This window comes from Bacillus sp. M13(2017) (assembly GCF_002218325.1).
GTDB classification, from domain to species: Bacteria; Bacillota; Bacilli; order Bacillales; family Bacillaceae_G; genus Bacillus_A; species Bacillus_A thuringiensis_K.
In genome coordinates this window covers 237,102-256,925 of sequence record NZ_KZ268501.1, presented here as the reverse complement: position 1 = coordinate 256,925, position 19,824 = coordinate 237,102, and the positions used below count along the sequence as shown (strand labels likewise).

The window sequence follows — 19,824 nt, the reverse complement described above, 5'->3', positions numbered from 1 at the left end:
GTACACAATTTACCCAAACATCTGATCCAACTTATCCGCCACCTCGCGTTGCATCGTCGGCAGCACATGACTATATGTATTAAGCGTCGTCTGTATATCCGTATGCCCCAAACGTTCTGATATCAGTTTTACATTAACGTTTTGTTGTATCAGCATCGTTGCGTGTGTGTGGCGTAAATCGTGAAAACGTATCTTAGGTAATCCGAGTTTCTCCGTTAAGTTATAGAATTCTATGCGACCATTTCTAGGTATTAACGGGTTTCCTTTACGTGTACATATTACTAGATCGTTATTCTCGTAATCTCTACCGTAGTATTCACGTTCTTTCTTTATCGTTTCACGATGTAACTCTAACTCTCCGATTAATTTTATCGGAAAATGTATATTGCGTATACTTGCGTTATTTTTAGCGCCTACTTTAATTTCCCCCGTCTGAGTTAACGTTTGCCTTATGTAAATTATCCTATTTTCGAAGTCAATATCTTTCCAACGAAGTCCCATGATTTCTCCTTGACGCATACCAGTTAATAGTGCAATGACACAGGCGACATAAAAACGAGTAGGCCGATAAACATTCTTTCCTTCACTTATAAAATGATTTACTTGTTCTGACGTCCATATATTCATTTCCGATTTCTTTATTTTGGGTAACGTAATCCCTATCGTAGGATTTTCTTTAATGAGTTTTAATACCTGTGCCTTTTTTAATGAAGCGCTTATTATTCGAAAAATAATATGAACTGTATGCGCTGAGTAATCTGTATTTACAACTAAGTCATTAACGAATGATTGCATATGTATCGGTTGAATCTTTTGCAATCTAAAATGACCAATACGTGGTTTAATCACATTTTCTATATACATCTGATGGATGTCGAACGTAGATTTTTGCAAGTGAAATGATCGTTCCTTCATCCACTCATCAATATACGTATCATATTTCATGGTCGATAAATCTATAAATTGTTCGTTTAGCATTTCAGCTTGTAATTTCACCATTGCTTCGTAGGCTTCCTGTTTAGAAGAAAAGCCCCTTCTCTTCACTTGCTGACGCTTTCCTGTAAACGTATCCTTTTTTCTATCAAACGAAAAATACCAAGTCCCCCTCTGCTTGTCTAGAAGAACGCTTCCTTTCACTCTTCATCCCTCCTCTATATTACTTTCGTAGTATTTTATCGTTTTCCTCTTAGAGAAAGGAATACATCCTCCTTTCTGCGCAAAATAAAAACGCTTCTCTATAAGAGACGCCGAATAATACCATATTTTCTATCCTTCTAAATGGCTTATTATATATCGTTGCTTATTTATGTCTTGACGTTTTAATGCCGTCATTAATTCTTGATTAACCTCCGAAACAGGTAACGGTTCACCGTTCGTATCAAATAATCTTATGCCCAACTTACTTAGTATTTTTATATTGTTACGATTCCTACTCACTTGCGTATAACTTATGATAGTACGTAAATTAATCCCAAAACTTATCATACTAACCAACTCTCCTTTTTCAATATAAACAGATACGAACATACTTCTATTTATCTACGGAGAATCCTTTGAAGTTTAATATCCTTATGTATTTCTCAATACATTAGCGGAGTATCTTTTACATAAGTAATTAATCGATAATATCTAATATAGTAATTCTTTTCGATAGAAAAGGATTACCGGTAAGTATGAACGAAAGTGAATACTTACCGAATAGTACTTATACTCTTATTCTTATTCTTTTAATCTCTTAATAGTAAATCTTTATAGTAAGTCTATATAGTAAATATATATACGGAGTAAAAAGTACACACTCAATGGGTAAAAATTACTCATTCAACGTGTAATAATTACTCATTGGATTACTCGTATTACAAATACGCTATGATATTATCACTACTATCTTCGTACCTAGCTTTTCTTTCATAACGCTCTTTAACGTCTTTTCCCGTTGTTACTTCCGCTTTCTGACGTTTTTCCCACGCTTGTGGAAACCTCGAATAGAATTCACGTTCATCCTCTATCGGCTTAAGTAACGTATAAGTATCGTTTGTACTACCACCACGTTTACTTACTTCGATAAGGTCAGCGTCCTCTAAAACGCTGATGTGTTTACCGACTGTTTTCCTCGACATATTTAACGCTAACCCTATTTGATCATGCGTAGGAAACGCGTAACCGTATTGCGGATTGTACATAGCGATAATATATCCGTACACTAGAATGACATTACCGTTAAATCCAGGTAAGTACGTGTAGTGACGCATTACAGTCGTCGGTATAGCCGTGAACCCTTTCGATAAATCAAACGGTAGTGCACGTTTCTTTTCGTTTTCCATATATAAAACCTTCATATAAAATATATTCGATATAAACTAACATAAAAAAGCTACTTAGGCTTATTCGCGGCCCAAGTAGCTAGTGCGCCATCTAATTCAGCGACCGTTGCTCCGATACGTGATGAGATTGAAGTGTATAAACGCACCATTCCCTCGAACCATCCCATTTCCATTAGCCAAATAAGTACGTTCGCTCCTTGGAACGCCATTTCCACACCTTCTTCGATAGTCGTTGCGGATTTACCACGTCCTGACTTTCCATAGATTGTGTAGACGTTCGAACTCACGTATCCACCAATCGCCTTATTAATGAATGGAAAACGAGATTTCCAAATACGATATGACTCGCCTTTTTTACGACGTTCGTATTCTTCCAGAAACCTGTTCGTGTCGGTCTTTAGACTTGTTCCCACTTTACCACGAACATTTGTTCTAATTATAACTCCGTCGACTTTTTCTCGCAACCATTCAAGGAAAGAATTTCCGTCTAGTTGTTCGAATTGTCCTGGCGCTTCGTTTTGTAGTAACCCCATCACTTCGATCTTTGCAGAATAGGATTTTATTTGCTTCGTTAAATACTCGAAGCTATCCTCGACTTGTGGGACGTATGTGAAGCCATCGACTTCTGCTACTAGCGTGCGGAAGTCGGGCGTTTTACCTCGATTCATCTCTACGTAATCTTTGATAAAACGGTACGCTTTTTGTTCAGCTTCTGTAACAAAATCTCGTTCTGTTAAATGGTTTAATTGCATAGGATTAGCGGAATCTACCACTTTTGATAAAAGCATTTCTCCGTAGTTCATTAACTACACCTCCAATATATCAATTATTGATTTCTTTCGTAACGTCACATTTGTGTCATTTTTTATTTGGCTGTCAAAGAGCTCTATGTTTCTGAGTTTATATATGAAACTAGCACTAAGCAACAACATCCTTATTACTCCTTATTCTCGCGAACCGCTCGCATTCTTTCCGCCATCTCACGCTTTTGATTTTCGCTATAAGTACGCAATCGTTTCATACTTACGTTCTTCTCCTGTAATGTACATTTCACCGCTAATGGCTTATCCTCGTCATCACGTTCGATAACTGTAACGTTTTCCTCTCCGACCAAGGCTACTAGTTTACGAATGTGTTTCGGAACGCAAGAGTATGCGCTCCATTCCTTCGTGTCATTGTCGTACGTAAGTACCGTTTCTTGTTCCTTCGTTGAGTATAAGCTCATTGTTTATTCCCCTTTTCTACAAAATGAAATTTTTGTTTAGTTTTCTTACCTGCATAATATTTTGATATTTGTTTATACTATAGTTGTAACTTTTTGTTACAACATATATCCGTATCGATTGTAACTTCTAAAATTGTACAACGAAGCAGTTAGCTATTTCGGCTAGCTGCTTTGTTGTTTAAAATGAAGTTTTTATTTAACTTTCTTGCATAACATTTTCACTTCTACTCATACTATAGTTGTAACCTTAAGTTACAATGTATTGTGGGTATTGTTCTTGTTGGACGATAAAGCAGTTAGTTCATTGAGCTAGCTGCTTTATCATTTTAATAAATATCAACATTTACTCAGTACAAAATAGCGTTTTTATTACAATTACAGATTTATTATTTCTCATTGAAGTTCAATCGAGAGAATTCAAAAAATACATCGTATGAAATCAATTATTTTTACAAATATAAAATTTAACCTAAGTGACACTTCACAACCTAAATGCATATCCTATACCCATATACAGTTTATTTAAATTCCAAATTTAAAGTGAGGGAAAATAAAAATGGCACCTTGTACAGGAATAGCTTGTTATTTACTTTCTAATTGGCCGATAGGAACTATCATTACAATAACAACCAAGTCTGGACAAATAATCGGACCTGCTACTCTTTCTAGTTTTTATCCAACACTTTGTTTAGTTATATTAACAGAGGAAGATGTAATAACCCCTGAATCTACTAATATCATATTTATAGGTTGTGAAGATATTGAAAGTGTTACCTTAACAACTTAATATAGTATTTCTAATTCATCTAAAATACCCTGAACCAATCTTATGCAATCAAATTTAATATCAAAAGAATTATTCCCACTACACATCTCAACCTTTTCATTTCACAATTCTCCGTTATAAAACTGCACCTATCTAAAAAACATACATACAATATCTTGGGTATCCTTTTTCAATATTAGTTTTAGTCAGAGAGCGCCTTGGAAGGCGCTCTTTAACTTTAAAATCTTTTCACATTTAAGCTAGACAAGCATATATTATTGTATCTCCACCTTTCTCATATAAAATTTCACTTTTGTTGAGACAACACCCCTCTTCGGATGTTGTCTTTTTTTCTTATGCATTCAAATAAAGATTTTGTTTAAACAACTCACACCCTGAGAAAAAACACATATATTATCATGTACTCTTTTACAATAGGAGTCTTGGTCAGAGAGCACTTCTATAAGTGCTCTTTTAATTTATTTAGATGTATCATGTTTTACATACAATAGACATAGAATGCAATGAGCACGCAAGACATAGTTTCTATATAATCGTGTACATTTTTTGTACGCGATTTTTTTATTAGATAAGGATTTTGTTTTACTTGTATTAGCTCCCCCCCTTGTATAAATGCACCTTTTTTTACATACGATATTAAAATCCAAATACTCCTCTTTTAGGACGGTACTAATATGAACAAAGCATTAGAATACATTTTAATCTTCTTTTGTGCGATATATTATATTGTAATTATTGGCTGGATTGTCTATCTAAACTTTGTTTAAGAGCATTTTATTCCTCCAAGCAAGAAATTAATCTAAGATCGAACATAAGTATTTATAATTAGGCATAAGGAGCGCTCTACAAGGCGTTCTTTAGCTTTAAAATAAGAATTTTGTTTAATTTTCTTCTTTAAATTCCTTAGTTAATTTAACCGTTCCAATATCCTCGTAAGGTTGTGCAATATATCCTTTATCATGTAGAGCTTTAACTACTTCTTGCATATCTTGCCAAGCTGTTGTACCTTGTCCAAACTTAATAGTAATTGTATTCATTTTTCATTCCCCTTTTTTGAATAATTCTTTTTGTTATTACACATACTACACCTGAGTCGCTTTCTCCCTGGCTCCTCTCTTTCCAAATGGAAGGCGCTCCTCTGTGCAAGTGTGCGAGCATAGCAGGTAACTTAATTGGTTGCCTGCTATCTTTGTGTATAGGTTTAAAGGTCCTTTTACAAAATAACTATTTTGATCATATTCTTTTGGGACATACATATACTAAGGTATACGATATGCGAAAATATTCGCGTGGCCCTCTTGCAGGGCTCTTTTATTTTTATTTGGTACAAAATAACGCTTTTGTTTAGTTTACTTTTTACGTACTCGTTTGTTTTGAATCGTATATTCAGGAGGAAAATCTAGCTTGTCCCATTCTCCTTTTTTATGCCATTCTCCAATACTTACGCCGCAATCAGGACACTCATAGTTAACGTACTCATATCCTTCTTTAAAGTTTATTCCTCTTGTATAAGCACTCCAACCAGCATCTTTATGCTTACAAAACAATTGATGAATACGTTTGTGAAGCGGAACATTTAATTTCATTCTCTTAACCTCATTTCTATACAAAATTCAAATTTTGTCTTACTCACTATTTCTTCGTTTCCTCTAATACTACGTTATAGATTCCGCAGGTAACTCCGACAATAAACATTGTTGCGAGCACTTCTACCGTACTGATTCCACAAAAAGAACTAAGCCAGAAAGCTAGCGGTAAATATAGAAATGCACCGATAATAAGTTTCTTCATTTTCGTATTCTCCCTTTTGAATAACCGTTTTTGTTTTGCGCATACTACCTTTGAGTCGATCTCCCTTCGACTTCATTCTTTCAAAACGGGGTTTCTTCTCCGTGTCGTGCAGGGACGTAGTGGGTAGCCTATTTGGTTACTCGCCGTTATTACGTATAATCGTAAAACTTCTTGTCCATACTTTTTAGAGAAAACATCTTATGCCATTTGGAGCGACCTCCAGCACATGATATTTGTACGGCCGCTCCTATAAAAGGAGCGGTCATTTTTTTATTTCCGCATCCCCCTTTTCGATTCGCCCTCGAACGGCAACACCACGCACAAATCTCGCACCCTATCGTACAGCCGACGATCAAACACGCTTTCCAACTCGTCGATAGGAATGTTCGAAGTGTATACCGTCGCTAATCCATTCGTTACCCTATGGTTAATCACCGCATGTAAATCCCCTCGAAATGCCTCGGTCGCACTACGTACTCTAATATCGTCTAGCACTGCAAAAGGTGCTGCCTTTGCATTACTCATACGATGGTAATATTCCTTTGCGGATTTCTCTGCGGTTTCACGCGGTATATTGGACCGATTGAATTCGTTAAATAACGTTTGCCATTCGTTCACATCTAAAAAATATCCAGGTACCTGCAACGATTGCCTATTTCGCTGCAAGCTACCGATGTAATGTCGTATGAGCCATTCGTTTAAAATCACGGCTGCTGTCGTTGTTTTCCCCGTGCCAGTCTCTTCGGAAAACAGATACATCGATTTGATTTTATCCTTCGGGTCTGTCGACACATCCGCCTCAAATTGCCGTGAGAAAGTCGTTACTTGTGCATCGATAATCTTATAGACCTTCGGTTGGGACGCTCGTACAGGCGAATTCTGTAACGTTAAATGACGATATTCTTTCGGTAAGTTGGTCGCTGCCATACGCCCTCCATTACCGTTATGCCCGTGTAGTGCGATGTACGAGGTACACTGACGGTTACATGACTCGCTTTTATATAGCAAACAGTGATCGGATAGAATGCACTGCATCATATCGCCTCCTCTATACGGTCGATACGTTCCTTCTCGTGTTTGATTACATAATGTTCCGTTACTGCATCGACATCCTCACCAGCCATAATTGCGCCACACTTACGTAGTTCTAATCCGATTCCATGCGGACATTCTTTATAACAATGTTTCTGTACGTCTTCGACGCTCGTTAAACTATTAAGTGGGCAGGACATGCAATATTCGTTTAATAAATCCTCCGCTTTGTAACGGGCCTCCTTAACTTCCTCTTTTGGATACTGTCGTTTAGTAACTCCTATTAAACCGTTAATTTCACGCGAGTGTTTCGTTTTTTCTTTTCCGCATAATAGACAGCCAGAACCTCTTTTTAAACTTTTAAATCGAATTGCCTGCAGATCATTAGGATGCTTTGAGCATATGTAACGCATTTTAGTTTGATTGTTCTTATATTCCGTTTCTAGTAATCTATATCCCCGTTCTTTGAATTTCGCTTGCACCTCTTTGAAAGATAATCGCTTTGTCATTCGTATTCCCTCCGTTTCTACTAATACATATCTCGCATTTTTCACGTTTCACTTGCAGATTTTCGAAAAAATAATTTAACCGGTTACAAATAATCGATAATTTCTTCCGTACTTACTTCTATATATTCCGTATTTTGAGATAAACGAGCCTCTTTTCTACGAATTTCTTCAAGAACTCTCGGCAACAACCTAGATCGCATATACGAATACATAAACGCAAAGTTTAATCCGGGATACTCCCGCGTCGGCTTATAGTCGGCAAAACATGCGTCAATGAATCGTTTTAAAACTTCCTGGTTATATTCCGCTAGTGACATTTTGAGCATTCGACCTTCCATCGCATAGCTTCGAGTGACATAAGGAATTTTATAACGCTCCTCATGTTCGTGCTTTAGGTACTCTCGAAATGTCGTTACGTTCCACTTTTCGATTGGTAGATTGCGAAAATCTTTCGTTGATATACGGGTCATTGGTTCCCTCCTCGTCAAATAATTGCGCATGTAATTCCTCGTTAGACGCCTGCCATAAGTCTCGTCCATCTTCCGTTTTGAATACGTTCCGACGGATTAGCGCCTCGATGTAGATTTCTTTCAGTAATAAATCGTGTAACATTCGTTTATTTGTTAGTCCTCCATTTTATTTCTCAACATGCAACGTATGGTATTAAAGTCCCATACTTGTTAATATATAGGTACTCTCCGATTGTGCACTTGCCAATAGACCTGCTTATTGCGGGTCTTTTTCAATTGTTTAACGCTTGCCCTACCAGGAACAATCCTTGTTATATACATTCGTAGATTCCTAGATTCTTTTCTACGTATTTGACCGTAGAATTTATGTTAATAACCTTTTGTGACCTTGCGTTCTTGTTGGCGCTCAATTACTCCGGTTACGCTCCCGATACTACACTCGACTTTTTGCTTAACGCCTTTTAACGTGTGCATGACCGACTGCAATACCGCTTGATCGTCTTTTGCCTTACGACGCTCTTTACGAATACGTTTCAGCTCTTTCAATAAGTGATTGCCACGCGCTGTAGTAAACGATTCTATTTCGATAATATGTAAGATATCTTGCTGCGCTAAATCCGTTTGTGACTTACGTGTATTCGTTTGTTGCATATCGGACTCTAGCGATTCTAGTTCCGATAGGATACGTTGCAGCCGCTTTGTTACGTCTCTCACCGTAGACACCTCCTCTTAATTATCCTTTTATATTTTTCGTATTGTGCTCTACATAAAACTTAGTGCTTTTCCTCATTTATAAATCTATTTATCCTTATAAAACATTAATTAAAACCTTACAACTTCGCTTACGCTCGTTGTATCTCATCATCTATTAGCGACATTCTTTTATATAAGTAATTACCGCTGAACATATTAATGATGGAAGGATATTTCACTAGAAATAGACTTCAAGGTTTTAGCTCTTAATCTTTTTCTAGTTAAAAGATAGTTCTTGTTAAGAGTTAGTTCTTGTTAGTGTGAACTACAACCATGTGTGGAAGTCGCCATATGTGGTCATACGTCACATGGACTGATAGATTCCGGTTCATTTCCGAATATTGTTAGCTGACTGATCGGTAGAATCGTATATACGGTATTCTCCCACTGTTGTGTACGCTCGTGTCTGCGTCTTTCCTTAACGACTAATGGCTTTCCATCCCAACGATATTCACATAGCTTTTTAATGCGTCTATTAGCGCTCTCACGGCTTATGTTTAATCGTTTTGCGATCATATCTTGCGTTGGATAACATTCGCCATCTTCATCCATGAATGATGCTAATACGCAAAGAGTCGTCCATCTTTCAGGACCTAAGTCCGCTATTAAACCGGAGTGTACTGCGTCAACATACATCTTTAGAAAGATACGTGTCTCTCGCTTTCCACTTGTAATTGAATATTCCGTTTGGGCTTCGATTGATACTAAGTTGCTATTTTCGCTCACTGTATTCACCCATTCCCACCTCCGTGTAATGCCTTGTGAATGCCTTATGCTATATATGACGCACTACTTTGAAACCTCGCGCACTTTTCATAAATAAATTTCGGATTTATTTTTCTCATCGCTTATATAAACGTTTAGGCTTTTGAAATTGAGCCAATGTTTTTCTACCTTTTATACCCCTATACAATTTGTGACTTTAGTTTTAGAATACAGGTAATGGAAAATATAACCTCTTTCTTGTGACTTTTTAAAGGAGGACATAAGATTGAGTGGTACAGTAAGTAAAAATAAGGATACAGGTAAATGGGATTTTGTCTTCGCTATTAAAGATTCAATGACAGGCAAGCGTAAACAGATACGCCGTAGAGGTTTCGCTTCTAAAAGAGAAGCAAATGAAGAAATGACGCTCTTAAAGGCTGATTATCTTAACGATGATTTTCTTAAGCTTTCCCATATGTCATACGAAGCATTTATGGAACAGTGGTTTAAAGAAAGGCAAAATCAGCTTCAAAAATGTACCTTTCGAGCAAATTACACGCATTACTTAAATATAATAAAACCTCGTCTCGGTCACTTGAGGATTCAAGACATTACAACAATGCATCTACAAAATTACATCAACACGTTAATAGAGGAAAATTATTACTCAAAAGGTACAATAAATTTAGCTTTCAGTTTTATCAGAACCTCTTTGAAAAGAGCGAAGGTACTTAAACTTATAAAGAATAATCCAGCAACCGATGTTGTTTTACCTAGAATAATTAAAACTGAAATGGAAGTATGGACGTTGGATCAGGTAAATTACTTTTTGAGTGGAAGTAAAACAATGAGGAACGCTACGAGATTTCGTATTAGCTTTTCAATAGCGATATTTACTGGAATGCGTCAAGGTGAGATTTTGGGGCTACGTTGGAAAGATATCGACTTTGAAAATAAAAGAATTTCTGTCAGACAAACGTTGTCTGAGCGTGGGGAATTAAAATATGGAGCGAAGAATAAAACTAGTATACGTACGATTCATATTCCGAAGATTTTAGTAGAAGAGTTAAGAACTCACCGTAAGTTCGTCGAATATGAAAAAGAAAAAGCCGGTGATAAATACACCGACTTAGACTTAGTTCTCCCCTCGAAATATGGAAAACCTTTAGATTCTCGAAGCATACGTAGATCATTTTACAATGCAACCGAAAAACTCGGCTTACCTAGAATAAGGTTCCATGATTTACGACATACTCACGCTACGCTATTAATTCAACAAAACGTTAATGTAAAACTAATTTCAGAACGACTAGGTCACGCCGATATAGGTACGACATTAAATACGTACAGTCACGTATTGCCAGATATGCAACGTTCTGTAGCTGAAAAGCTCGACGAAGTCTTTGAAAAGTGTGACCGCTAGTGTGACTCGGGACTAAAAACGGTGGATAAATTAGATCGGTTACAGGTGTTACTTCACCACAAACCTAGTCTGACTACATCCATCTTTCTGCTTCGTTACTTCTAATACAGCTGGCATTGCGTTTTTCAGCTCTTGTACGTGTGAAATGACACCGATAAATCGGCCTGATTTTTGTAGGTCAATTAAGGCATCTACTGCTTTCGTTAATGATTCTTCATCTAATGAACCGAACCCTTCATCGATGAACATCGTTTCGATGGAAATACCGCCTTCATATGCTTGAATGACATCTGCCATTCCTAGCGCTAGGCAAAGTGATGCGTTAAATTTCTCTCCGCCGGATAATGTTTTTACATCGCGCGTTTGGCCAGTGTATGCATCGTACACATCTAAGCCTAATCCACTTTGGCGGTTTCTTTTTTCAACTCGTTCACTTCGTTTTAAATAAAATTGTCCATTTGATAATTTACGTAATCGTTCGTTTGCGATTTGAACAATTTGTTCCAGATACTCAATTAAGATGTAACGTTCAAATGATATACGACTTTCGTTATCACCTTTCATTACTTCATATAAATCAACAAGTTCTTGGAAGGCTTTTTCTTCCTCGTGAATTTGTTCGTCAATACGTCTAATGTTTTCATGTAAATCAGAAATATATGTTACCGCATTTTGCGCACGTTGACGTTTTTCTTTAATGATATCGAGATTAATTTCTAGTTCTTTTATGTGTTCACCTAAAGATGTAATATCCATATACTCTTTATCTTTTAATTCTGAGTTTAACTCTTCGATTTGTTTTGCAAGCACTTCAAGCGATGAATAATAACCTTGAATTTCTTTTTGTAACATCTCCATCTCGGCATCGCTTAATTTGGCTTCTTTATACGTGAATTGATCTGTAAACCCACTTTGTTCTAGCTCTTTCATAAAGCGTGCGAAAGTCTCTTCTTTCTTTAATTTTGCACTTTCAAATTGATTAGAAGCACCTTTTTGTTCAGCTTGAATACGTATATTTTCATTTTGCCAATGCTGATACGCTTCCTGCACTTTCTTCCATTCGTCCTCCAGTAACCTAAGTTCCTGCATAGCTTGGTCAAACTGTACTTTCCAAGCTTGTACTGTTTGTAAGCTTTCTGGAATATTTCGTTTATCATGTTCATATGACGTACGAAGTTGCATACACTCCATTTCTGTACGGTGCTGCATTGTTTCCATTTCTCGTTTTTGTTTCTGAAGTTCTTCTATTTTTTCTTCTACGCTTTTCATGTTCGCAGCAATCTGCTTACGTGTTTCTTCACTTGCTTTTAACGTATTCACGTCTGCAGCTAATTGTTTTCCTTTTTGAACAAGTGCACTATATGTTTCAGCTAATTTTTCCGAATTGTAGCCGCGCTTCACAACTTCTTCTATCACTTGTTCATATTGTAGTCGATAGAAATTCCATTTCTCCTCTACTTGCACATGTAATTTTTCAGCAATGTTCTTCTTATCTCTTAAATCGTTTAACTCTTTTTCATCGATCGCATTACTTTGCTCTGTAGCTTTTTGTGGATGATTCGTACTACCACATACCGGACAAGATTCACCGTCATGTAAATGAAGAGCTAATATACCAGCTTGTTCACTTAACCAGCGGCGCTCCATGTTTTCATATGCACGAACTGCCACTTGCATTTTATTAGTTGCCGCTTCTTTTTCTTGCTCGAATTTTTGTTTTTCTTGCCAAACATCATATGCTTGCTTTAAAACTTTTGCATCTTCTCGCATATTCGTTAGTTCTTCTACTTTAGCTACATATTGCTCAAGTGCTTGTTCTAATTGCTGCAATTCATCAGACATTCTCTGTTTTTGGTTTGTATGCTCTTCTAGTTGTTGATCTAACTTTTGCATACTTTCTTTTAATTTCCCTATTTGAATTTCGGCATTTTGTAAATTCAGCTTTCTCTCAGCTAATGATTCAATGATTGCTTGTAACTCTTCTAATCTTTGAACAAGTTTTTTAGCCTCTTCTCGTTCAGCTTCTTTATTCTTTACTACTTCATACTTCTCCTTAGCAAGTTCAAAGCTGTTCATTATCTGTTCTTGTTTGACAATTATCTGTTTTAACAAACTTTCAACTTTCTGCTCATTTTCCATCGCTTCTTCATACCATTGTTCAAATGGTAATAAGCGCTTTGCTTGTTCCGCACGTTTAAAGGATTTTTCTTTCCTTTCAATTGCTGCACGGTTCTCTTGTAAAGTGTTATATTTCTCATTCTTTTGTTGTAAATCTATAAATTTCTCATTTATAGATTTTGCTGCATGAAAACGTGTTTCTGCATCCTTTAATTGCTTCGTTTGAACATCTTGTTCTACTTGTAATTGCTCAACCTCTGCTTTATACACGGTTGTTTCTTGTTCTAACGCTTCTACTACTTGATGCGTATTTACATGTTCTTGTGCCACTAATGTCTCTAATAATGCTCCATCACGGATTGGTAATTTAAAAACATTACGGAAATAGAGCTCTCTCTCTTTTTGTTTTTCTTGCAAGACATCTTTCCATTGTTTTCTCTTTTGATCAAGTAACTCACGCATTAATTTATAACGATCCGTTTTAAAAATACGACGTAAAATCTCTTCTTTGTTTTCCGTCTCAGATGTTAATAGTTTTCGGAATTCCCCTTGGGGTAACATAACAATTTGGCTAAATTGATGTTTACTTAACCCAATTAAATCTTCCACTTTTTTGTTTACGTCTGTTACATGAAAACGATCGACGGCTGGAACGTTTTCTCCATCAATAACTTCATATAATTCTACTGCATGTCCTGTAATGGTCTTATTCCCTTGTTTTTTATGTCCAAGTTGTCGTTTTATTTCATAGCGTTTCCCTTTTAACTGAAAGGTTAATTCAACACTTGTATAAACATTATCATCAGCAAATTGACTTCGAAGCATGCTCGTATCACTACGTTCTTCTCCACTAGCCTCACCATATAACACATAACAAATCGCATCAAAAATCGTTGTTTTTCCAGCTCCTGTATTCCCAGAAATAGCGAAAATACGATGTTCTCCAAGATCTTCAAAATCGATTACTTCTTTCTGTTTATATGGCCCGAATGCTGTCATAATAAGCTGAATCGGTCTCATCCTCGTTCACCTTCCCGTTCTTGCACTGTTTGTAATACATCTATAAATAGGCGTTCTTTCTCTTCTGATAAATCTAACCCTTTCATTTCTTTATAGAAAGCCTTTAAAAGAGATAAATCATCCGTTTTATGTCTTGAAACAGTTACTTCATTTGTATCTGTGAGTTCTCGCCTTTGCATCGCTCTTTCAACGTGCATTGCATTTGGATATACAGATCGTATTTTCTCCATCGGCTGTAAGACAGGGTTTTCGTCTAATAATTTTACAAATACGTAATCTTCACTTACTGGGTGCTGTAATAATTCATCTATTTTCGCTTCTACTGTTCGCATTTTACGACGTGGTGAAAGTAATCTTTTTTCAATTGCTACTTCACCAGTTTCATTCAGTTCTACAATGTAATAACCTTTTTTATGTTTCTCTTCAGAAATTGAATAGGCAAGTGGTGAACCTGAATATCGAATCGTCTCATTACGTACGAAATGCGCTTGATGTAAATGTCCAAGCGCTGTGTAATGAAACTTATCAAAATAATGACTATTTACATATTCAGCACCACCAATTGAAAGTGGTCGTTCTGCATCACTTGTATTCTCCTCCGCTTCTCCTGAAGAAGTTACAAATGCATGTCCAACAAATACATGTCTAGCTTCTTTATCCATCGTTTCAGAGAGCTCATTCATAAAAATGCGCATCGCATCATCATGAGAACGTACGTCTTCATTTTTCAACACGTGCCTCACTATGTTTGGATCTGCATACGGTATTAGATGGAAGTGAACCTCTCCATGTTCATCATTTAGTACAACAGGTTCATACGGGAATTGAAATTGACCTGCAATATGTAATCCTTGTTTTTTCATTAAACTACTTCCAAAATGGATACGATCCGGACTATCATGATTACCAGCTACCGCAATAACTGGTGTTTGCAAATCAATAACTATTTTTTGCAGCACATCATTTAATAAGTCTACTGCTTCTGTAGGTGGAATTGCTCGATCATATAAATCCCCTGCAATAATTACAGCATCTGGTTTTTCTTCTTCAACAGCCTGTACAAACTGATCTAATACAATCTTTTGGTCTTCAGTCATATACACGCCATGAACAAGCTTACCTAAATGCCAATCCGCTGTATGAAATAACTTCATATTTTTCTACTCCTTTTAATTTACTGATTTTAGTGAAACGAGTTGATAGTTTATTGTAGTTTTTCCGTTCTCCCACTCTAGCTTCAATATCGTTGCACTTCCAATTCTTTCTTCATTTGATTTATATAAAGGCAATATTTCTTGAACTGTAAATAAGTGATAGCCATCCAATATTAATTGAAATATATTTTCTTCAATATGTAATCTTACTTCTTTTTCATTTGAAATAATTTTTGTGTGCATCTCAAATTTCATGATAGATACAACCCCTTTTTATAATCTCTACATTTTAATAGTATAGTGGCTATGCAAGATTGACAAGTACATACACAGCAAAGTACACACTTTTCTATTGTTATATACTTCATGTATTTTATATAAAATACGGTATGTGAAATTTTATATTTTCTCCAAAATAAAAATGCCTATTATGACATCTTTATTTTTGTATAAAGTCTTTCATTACATAATATAAAACGGTAATTAAAACGATTGCGACGAAAAATGAGAACACTGCGACAATGTACCCATCTTTATTTAATAAAATACAGAATGAAATAGATATTATAAAAATCGGAAATACGAGACGTACTTTATCCTTCACTTCTTCTGTCGTATCTGTATGATGAAAATACTGCGTTATTCCTATCATTAAAAAAGACAAAATAATAACCGACAATAGTAAAGGTCCTGGCATTCCGATTTCTCCTTTCTCTATTTCTAATTCAGTGTAAAATTTTTTATTACAATTGTACGATTTATTTTTTCTTCAAACACTCTTTTAGAATTGATAATGAACAATTCACACCTATATAATAGCGCTTTTATCATTATAACTTCAAATAATTACACTTACAGTAATGTTGTAATATTCCCCCTCAGTCTCTGAAATCCTGCAAAGATAACTCGTCAAAATATGCGGTGACCAAATTAATATTTACCGTCAACTTTTGACAAAATTTATAAAGGACATTTCAGTACATATCAAGAATTAAGAATAAGAAGATATGTAAGGGAGGATGCATTATGACTGAACAAGTTTTATTTTCTGTTAGTGAAAACGGCGTTGCGACAATTACTTTAAACCGTCCAAAAGCACTTAATTCTTTATCTTATGACATGTTACAACCTATCGGACAAAAACTTAAAGAGTGGGAACACGATGAGCGTATTGCACTTATCGTGTTAAAAGGAGCTGGCACAAAAGGTTTTTGTGCAGGCGGCGACATTAAAACTCTTTATGAAGCGCGTTCCAATGAAGTGGCATTGCAACATGCAGAACGTTTTTTTGAAGAAGAGTATGAAATTGATACATATATTTATCAATATACAAAACCGATTATTGCTTGTTTAGATGGAATTGTAATGGGCGGTGGTGTCGGTCTTACAAATGGTGCGAAGTATCGCATTGTAACTGAGCGTACGAAATGGGCAATGCCAGAGATGAATATCGGCTTCTTCCCAGACGTCGGAGCTGCATATTTCTTAAATAAAGCGCCTGGATATACAGGACGATTCGTTGCTTTAACAGCATCTATTTTAAAAGCTTCTGACGTATTATTTATTAATGCTGCTGATTACTTTATGACATCTGATTCATTACCAAAGTTTCTTACTGAACTTGAAAGTGTAAATTGGCATAAAGAAGATGATGTACATACTAATTTAAAAGAAGTTATTCGTACATTTGCAACTGCTCCAAACTTAGAAAGCGAGCTCGCTCCTTCATTAGAAGTAATCAATTCACATTTTGCTTTCGATACAATTGAAGAAATCATCCATTCATTGGAGAAAGATGAAAGTTCCTTTGCTCTAAAAACGAAAGAAACACTGTTATCAAAATCCCCTATTTCACTAAAAGTAACATTAAAACAGTTTATTGATGGAAAAAATAAATCCGTTGAAGAATGTTTCGCTACGGACCTTATACTTGCTAAAAATTTCATGAGACATGAAGATTTCTTCGAAGGAGTACGCTCCGTTGTCGTTGATAAAGATCAAAATCCGAATTATAAATATAAACAGTTAAGTGACGTTTCAGAAGAAGATGTGAATCGTTTCTTTAACTTACTTAATGCATAAAATGAAATTGTCATGAGGGGATGTTTTGTTCATCCCCTACCTAACTTCTTTGCTTCAGCTAAATCTTGTGCGGTGAAAATCTTACTACCCGCAAATAGCGGGATAAAATCGAAGCTATATAGTAGTGTAATTACAGCTACTATATAGCCTTTTTTATTTAATTATTTTTAACAAAATTTAATTTTATTAAATCCATTTTTGTGCTACACTGATTTTAATCAAATATTCTAAAAATAAAAAGGAGGGGCGGCTATGATAGAAAATTATCTTCTTTTCATCATTATGTCTATTTGCCTTATCATTTTACCTGGTCCAGATACAGCAATGGCTACGAAAAATACATTGGTTGCTGGTAAAGTCGGTGGAGTGAAAACAGTGTTTGGTACATGTATTGCACTATTAATTCATACTTTAGCTGCTGTAATTGGTCTTTCTGCACTTATTGTAAAGTCAGCTCTTTTATTTTCTATTTTCAAGTACGTTGGGGCTCTCTATTTAATATATATCGGTATTAAAGCCCTTTTAGCAGTAAGAAACAAAGAAAACTTAGATACAAATGATCTATCTTTGAATAATGAAAACGAACATACTTCTTGCTTTCGCCAAGGATTTCTTACAAATTTATTAAATCCTAAAGTAGCAGTCTTCTTTTTAACTTTTTTACCACAATTTTTAAATCCAAATCATAATACATTTATTCAACTTCTTGTAATGGGCCTTACTTACCTCGTTTTAACAGTCATTTGGTTTGCATTTTATATATTTTTAATTGATAAAATTAGTGCTTTTATGAAAAAACCGAAGACGCAACGTTATATTCAAGGGCTAACAGGAGTCGTCCTAATTGGATTTGGTATTAAACTAGCTTTTGAAAAAAATAATTAACAAGACGAAAACCACCACTATTAATAGTGGTGGTTTTCATCTAATAACTGATTTGGTTGTTTACTCTATATTAAAACCAGCGCTCAGTTACAACTTTTTTACGTGTATAGAATTGAACGCCATCTGTACCATTTGTACCTAAATCACCAAAGAATGAAGCTTTATTTCCTGCAAATGCGAAGAATGCCATTGGTGCTGGAACGTTTACGTTTACACCAATCATACCAGCATCGATGTTATCACGGAATGTTTGTGCATGTTTACCATTTGACGTATAAATAACCGCACCATTTGCAAATTTAGATTGATTTGTTAGTTTAATACCTTCTTCTAAATCTTTAACACGTACAATACTTAATACTGGAGCAAAAATTTCATCTTGCCAAATTTTCATTTCTTGATTCACGCCATCAAAGATTGTCGCACCTACAAAGTAACCTTCTCCAACTTCTTCATTAATTTTACGGCCATCTACTAATAAAGTTGCCCCATCTGCTACACCGCTATTAATATAGCCTAAAACGCGCTCTTTATGAGATTCACGGATTAATGGTCCAACATAGTTATCTTCATTAAAGCCATCGCCTACTTTTAATTTTTTCGTTTCTGCTACTAATACATCAATGAATTCATCAGCAATTTCATCCACTACTGCTACTACTGAGCATGCCATGCAGCGCTCTCCACTACTTGCAAATGCAGATCCAATTACACCTTGTACTGTTTTCTCAAGATTGCAATCTGGCATTACAATCGCATGGTTTTTCGCACCTGCTAACGCTTGTACACGTTTTCCGTGTTTCGTACCTGTTTCATATACGTAACGAGCTACCGGCTCAGAGCCAACGAACGAAACAGCCTGAATATCTTTATTTTCTAAAATACTATTTACAACATCTTTTCCGCCTTGCACTAAATTTAATACGCCTTTTGGGAAACCTGCTTCATAGAATAATTCTACAAGTCGCTCCGCTAAAAGTGGCGTTCTTTCAGATGTTTTTAATACGAATGTATTACCGCAAGCAATAGCAAGTGGGAACATCCATAACGGAATCATCATCGGGAAGTTAAACGGTGTAATACCAGCAACAACTCCGATTGGGTAGCGCCAAATCGATCCATCAATTCCGCTAGCGATATTCGGAAGTGCTTGACCCATCATTAAATTTGGCGTAGATGTTGCAAGTTCTACCGCTTCAATACCACGCTGTACTTCACCTGTTGCATCCGTTAGCGTCTTACCATTTTCTAGCGTAATGATTTTTGCAAGCTCATCTTTGTTTTCTTGTAATAGCTGTAAATATTTATATAAATTTCTTGAACGATTTGGAACTGGTACTTTAGACCATGTTTCGAATGCTGCTTTTGCCGCTTCAACAGCTTTTTCAACATCTTCTTTTGGAGATAGTGGAACGTAAGCGATAATTTTTCCAGTCGCTGGATTTGGAACTGCTTCTACTTCCGTACCTGTCGATTCAACCCACTCACCGTTAATGTGATTTTTTACTCGTTTAATTTCAGTTGTAATCATTGTATTCTCTCCTTT

General features: G+C 35.9%; 22 protein-coding genes and 1 pseudogene. 4 read left to right on the top strand and 19 right to left on the bottom strand.

What is annotated here, in order from left to right; translation table 11 throughout:
• Nucleotides 1-9: 9 nt before the first annotated feature.
• The 5 genes from CGQ22_RS07600 to CGQ22_RS07580 form a co-directional block, all read right to left on the bottom strand.
• Entirely contained in the window at nucleotides 10-1,137 is a 1,128-nt protein-coding gene (locus CGQ22_RS07600) for a site-specific integrase (RefSeq protein WP_089148471.1), read from the bottom strand.
• A gap of 129 nt (nucleotides 1,138-1,266) precedes the next feature.
• Nucleotides 1,267-1,485 (bottom strand): hypothetical protein, encoded by a 219-nt coding sequence (locus CGQ22_RS32710; RefSeq protein ID WP_086423377.1) that lies wholly within the window; start codon nucleotides 1,483-1,485, stop codon nucleotides 1,267-1,269.
• A gap of 371 nt (nucleotides 1,486-1,856) precedes the next feature.
• Complete coding sequence (locus CGQ22_RS07590; RefSeq protein WP_089148470.1) at nucleotides 1,857-2,324, bottom strand: winged helix-turn-helix domain-containing protein; 468 nt, start codon at nucleotides 2,322-2,324, stop codon at nucleotides 1,857-1,859.
• A gap of 50 nt (nucleotides 2,325-2,374) precedes the next feature.
• Nucleotides 2,375-3,127, bottom strand: coding sequence for a hypothetical protein (locus CGQ22_RS07585; protein WP_254704095.1), 753 nt, complete (start codon nucleotides 3,125-3,127; stop codon nucleotides 2,375-2,377).
• A 134-nt stretch (nucleotides 3,128-3,261) separates the two neighbouring features.
• Complete coding sequence (locus CGQ22_RS07580; protein ID WP_089148469.1) at nucleotides 3,262-3,549, bottom strand: hypothetical protein; 288 nt, start codon at nucleotides 3,547-3,549, stop codon at nucleotides 3,262-3,264.
• Between the two features lie 556 nt (nucleotides 3,550-4,105).
• Between CGQ22_RS07580 and CGQ22_RS07575 the strand changes: the two genes are divergently transcribed.
• Nucleotides 4,106-4,336 carry a CGEA protein gene (locus tag CGQ22_RS07575; RefSeq protein ID WP_089148468.1) on the top strand — a complete coding sequence of 77 codons (231 nt, stop codon included), beginning with the start codon at nucleotides 4,106-4,108 and terminating at the stop codon, nucleotides 4,334-4,336.
• Between the two features lie 887 nt (nucleotides 4,337-5,223).
• Here the strand turns inward: CGQ22_RS07575 and CGQ22_RS31880 are convergent.
• The 9 genes and pseudogenes from CGQ22_RS31880 to CGQ22_RS07535 form a co-directional block, all read right to left on the bottom strand.
• Nucleotides 5,224-5,373, bottom strand: a pseudogene (locus CGQ22_RS31880) (DUF8088 domain-containing protein); the annotation flags it as partial.
• A gap of 312 nt (nucleotides 5,374-5,685) precedes the next feature.
• Nucleotides 5,686-5,922 (bottom strand): hypothetical protein, encoded by a 237-nt coding sequence (locus CGQ22_RS07565; RefSeq protein WP_089148466.1) that lies wholly within the window; start codon nucleotides 5,920-5,922, stop codon nucleotides 5,686-5,688.
• Nucleotides 5,923-5,968: 46 nt separating this feature from the next.
• Nucleotides 5,969-6,127 (bottom strand): hypothetical protein, encoded by a 159-nt coding sequence (locus tag CGQ22_RS31875; RefSeq protein ID WP_175423359.1) that lies wholly within the window; start codon nucleotides 6,125-6,127, stop codon nucleotides 5,969-5,971.
• Nucleotides 6,128-6,397: 270 nt separating this feature from the next.
• Nucleotides 6,398-7,162, bottom strand: a complete 765-nt coding sequence (locus CGQ22_RS07560) for a P-loop NTPase family protein (protein WP_089148465.1) — start codon at nucleotides 7,160-7,162, stop codon at nucleotides 6,398-6,400.
• Nucleotides 7,162-7,668 (bottom strand): zinc-finger domain-containing protein, encoded by a 507-nt coding sequence (locus CGQ22_RS07555; protein ID WP_089148464.1) that lies wholly within the window; start codon nucleotides 7,666-7,668, stop codon nucleotides 7,162-7,164. Before CGQ22_RS07555 ends, CGQ22_RS07560 begins: the two co-directional genes overlap by 1 nt.
• Before the next feature lie 83 nt (nucleotides 7,669-7,751).
• Entirely contained in the window at nucleotides 7,752-8,138 is a 387-nt protein-coding gene (locus tag CGQ22_RS07550) for a hypothetical protein (RefSeq protein ID WP_089148463.1), read from the bottom strand.
• Nucleotides 8,047-8,280 (bottom strand): Fur-regulated basic protein FbpA, encoded by a 234-nt coding sequence (fbpA, locus tag CGQ22_RS32365; RefSeq protein WP_254704094.1) that lies wholly within the window; start codon nucleotides 8,278-8,280, stop codon nucleotides 8,047-8,049. Before fbpA ends, CGQ22_RS07550 begins: the two co-directional genes overlap by 92 nt.
• Before the next feature lie 227 nt (nucleotides 8,281-8,507).
• A complete protein-coding gene (locus CGQ22_RS07540) occupies nucleotides 8,508-8,852 on the bottom strand; it encodes a hypothetical protein (RefSeq protein WP_001205804.1) in 345 nt (114 codons plus the stop codon).
• 336 nt (nucleotides 8,853-9,188) lie between these two features.
• A complete protein-coding gene (locus tag CGQ22_RS07535; protein ID WP_089148462.1) occupies nucleotides 9,189-9,626 on the bottom strand; it encodes a helix-turn-helix domain-containing protein in 438 nt (145 codons plus the stop codon).
• 256 nt (nucleotides 9,627-9,882) lie between these two features.
• Here CGQ22_RS07535 and CGQ22_RS07530 point away from each other — a divergent pair, with 256 nt between their 5' ends.
• Entirely contained in the window at nucleotides 9,883-11,019 is a 1,137-nt protein-coding gene (locus CGQ22_RS07530) for a site-specific integrase (RefSeq protein ID WP_089148461.1), read from the top strand.
• 48 nt (nucleotides 11,020-11,067) lie between these two features.
• Here CGQ22_RS07530 and CGQ22_RS07525 read toward each other — a convergent pair whose 3' ends face one another.
• The 4 genes from CGQ22_RS07525 to CGQ22_RS07510 form a co-directional block, all read right to left on the bottom strand.
• Nucleotides 11,068-14,157 (bottom strand): AAA family ATPase, encoded by a 3,090-nt coding sequence (locus tag CGQ22_RS07525; RefSeq protein ID WP_001247460.1) that lies wholly within the window; start codon nucleotides 14,155-14,157, stop codon nucleotides 11,068-11,070.
• Complete coding sequence (locus tag CGQ22_RS07520) at nucleotides 14,154-15,311, bottom strand: exonuclease SbcCD subunit D (RefSeq protein ID WP_089148460.1); 1,158 nt, start codon at nucleotides 15,309-15,311, stop codon at nucleotides 14,154-14,156. Before CGQ22_RS07520 ends, CGQ22_RS07525 begins: the two co-directional genes overlap by 4 nt.
• Nucleotides 15,312-15,326: 15 nt before the next feature.
• Nucleotides 15,327-15,566: a DUF2584 family protein gene (locus CGQ22_RS07515; RefSeq protein ID WP_000667346.1), complete on the bottom strand. Its 240-nt coding sequence runs from the start codon at nucleotides 15,564-15,566 to the stop codon at nucleotides 15,327-15,329.
• 184 nt (nucleotides 15,567-15,750) lie between these two features.
• A complete protein-coding gene (locus CGQ22_RS07510; protein ID WP_001119404.1) occupies nucleotides 15,751-16,008 on the bottom strand; it encodes a hypothetical protein in 258 nt (85 codons plus the stop codon).
• A 329-nt stretch (nucleotides 16,009-16,337) separates the two neighbouring features.
• On the opposite strand from CGQ22_RS07510, the gene CGQ22_RS07505 reads away from it, so the two are divergent.
• Complete coding sequence (locus tag CGQ22_RS07505; protein ID WP_086408689.1) at nucleotides 16,338-17,393, top strand: enoyl-CoA hydratase/isomerase family protein; 1,056 nt, start codon at nucleotides 16,338-16,340, stop codon at nucleotides 17,391-17,393.
• A 252-nt stretch (nucleotides 17,394-17,645) separates the two neighbouring features.
• Nucleotides 17,646-18,278, top strand: coding sequence for a LysE family translocator (locus CGQ22_RS07500; protein ID WP_000572360.1), 633 nt, complete (start codon nucleotides 17,646-17,648; stop codon nucleotides 18,276-18,278).
• A gap of 70 nt (nucleotides 18,279-18,348) precedes the next feature.
• On the opposite strand, the gene CGQ22_RS07495 is transcribed toward CGQ22_RS07500, so the two are convergent.
• Entirely contained in the window at nucleotides 18,349-19,809 is a 1,461-nt protein-coding gene (locus tag CGQ22_RS07495; protein ID WP_000633344.1) for a CoA-acylating methylmalonate-semialdehyde dehydrogenase, read from the bottom strand.
• Between the last annotated feature and the right edge of the window lie 15 nt (nucleotides 19,810-19,824).

What these genes read in the sequence shown, in the direction of transcription:
- CGQ22_RS32710 (WP_086423377.1), bottom strand. Translation starts at nt 1,485, where the DNA reads ATGATAAGTTTTGGGATTAATTTACGTACTATCATAAGTTATACGCAA.
- CGQ22_RS07590 (WP_089148470.1), bottom strand. Translation starts at nt 2,324, where the DNA reads ATGGAAAACGAAAAGAAACGTGCACTACCGTTTGATTTATCGAAAGGG.
- CGQ22_RS07585 (WP_254704095.1), bottom strand. Translation starts at nt 3,127, where the DNA reads ATGAACTACGGAGAAATGCTTTTATCAAAAGTGGTAGATTCCGCTAAT.
- CGQ22_RS07580 (WP_089148469.1), bottom strand. Translation starts at nt 3,549, where the DNA reads ATGAGCTTATACTCAACGAAGGAACAAGAAACGGTACTTACGTACGAC.
- CGQ22_RS07575 (WP_089148468.1), top strand. Translation starts at nt 4,106, where the DNA reads ATGGCACCTTGTACAGGAATAGCTTGTTATTTACTTTCTAATTGGCCG.
- CGQ22_RS07565 (WP_089148466.1), bottom strand. Translation starts at nt 5,922, where the DNA reads ATGAAATTAAATGTTCCGCTTCACAAACGTATTCATCAATTGTTTTGT.
- CGQ22_RS31875 (WP_175423359.1), bottom strand. Translation starts at nt 6,127, where the DNA reads ATGAAGAAACTTATTATCGGTGCATTTCTATATTTACCGCTAGCTTTC.
- CGQ22_RS07560 (WP_089148465.1), bottom strand. Translation starts at nt 7,162, where the DNA reads ATGCAGTGCATTCTATCCGATCACTGTTTGCTATATAAAAGCGAGTCA.
- CGQ22_RS07555 (WP_089148464.1), bottom strand. Translation starts at nt 7,668, where the DNA reads ATGACAAAGCGATTATCTTTCAAAGAGGTGCAAGCGAAATTCAAAGAA.
- CGQ22_RS07550 (WP_089148463.1), bottom strand. Translation starts at nt 8,138, where the DNA reads ATGACCCGTATATCAACGAAAGATTTTCGCAATCTACCAATCGAAAAG.
- fbpA (WP_254704094.1), bottom strand. Translation starts at nt 8,280, where the DNA reads ATGTTACACGATTTATTACTGAAAGAAATCTACATCGAGGCGCTAATC.
- CGQ22_RS07525 (WP_001247460.1), bottom strand. Translation starts at nt 14,157, where the DNA reads ATGAGACCGATTCAGCTTATTATGACAGCATTCGGGCCATATAAACAG.
- CGQ22_RS07520 (WP_089148460.1), bottom strand. Translation starts at nt 15,311, where the DNA reads ATGAAGTTATTTCATACAGCGGATTGGCATTTAGGTAAGCTTGTTCAT.
- CGQ22_RS07515 (WP_000667346.1), bottom strand. Translation starts at nt 15,566, where the DNA reads ATGAAATTTGAGATGCACACAAAAATTATTTCAAATGAAAAAGAAGTA.
- CGQ22_RS07510 (WP_001119404.1), bottom strand. Translation starts at nt 16,008, where the DNA reads ATGCCAGGACCTTTACTATTGTCGGTTATTATTTTGTCTTTTTTAATG.
- CGQ22_RS07505 (WP_086408689.1), top strand. Translation starts at nt 16,338, where the DNA reads ATGACTGAACAAGTTTTATTTTCTGTTAGTGAAAACGGCGTTGCGACA.
- CGQ22_RS07500 (WP_000572360.1), top strand. Translation starts at nt 17,646, where the DNA reads ATGATAGAAAATTATCTTCTTTTCATCATTATGTCTATTTGCCTTATC.
- CGQ22_RS07495 (WP_000633344.1), bottom strand. Translation starts at nt 19,809, where the DNA reads ATGATTACAACTGAAATTAAACGAGTAAAAAATCACATTAACGGTGAG.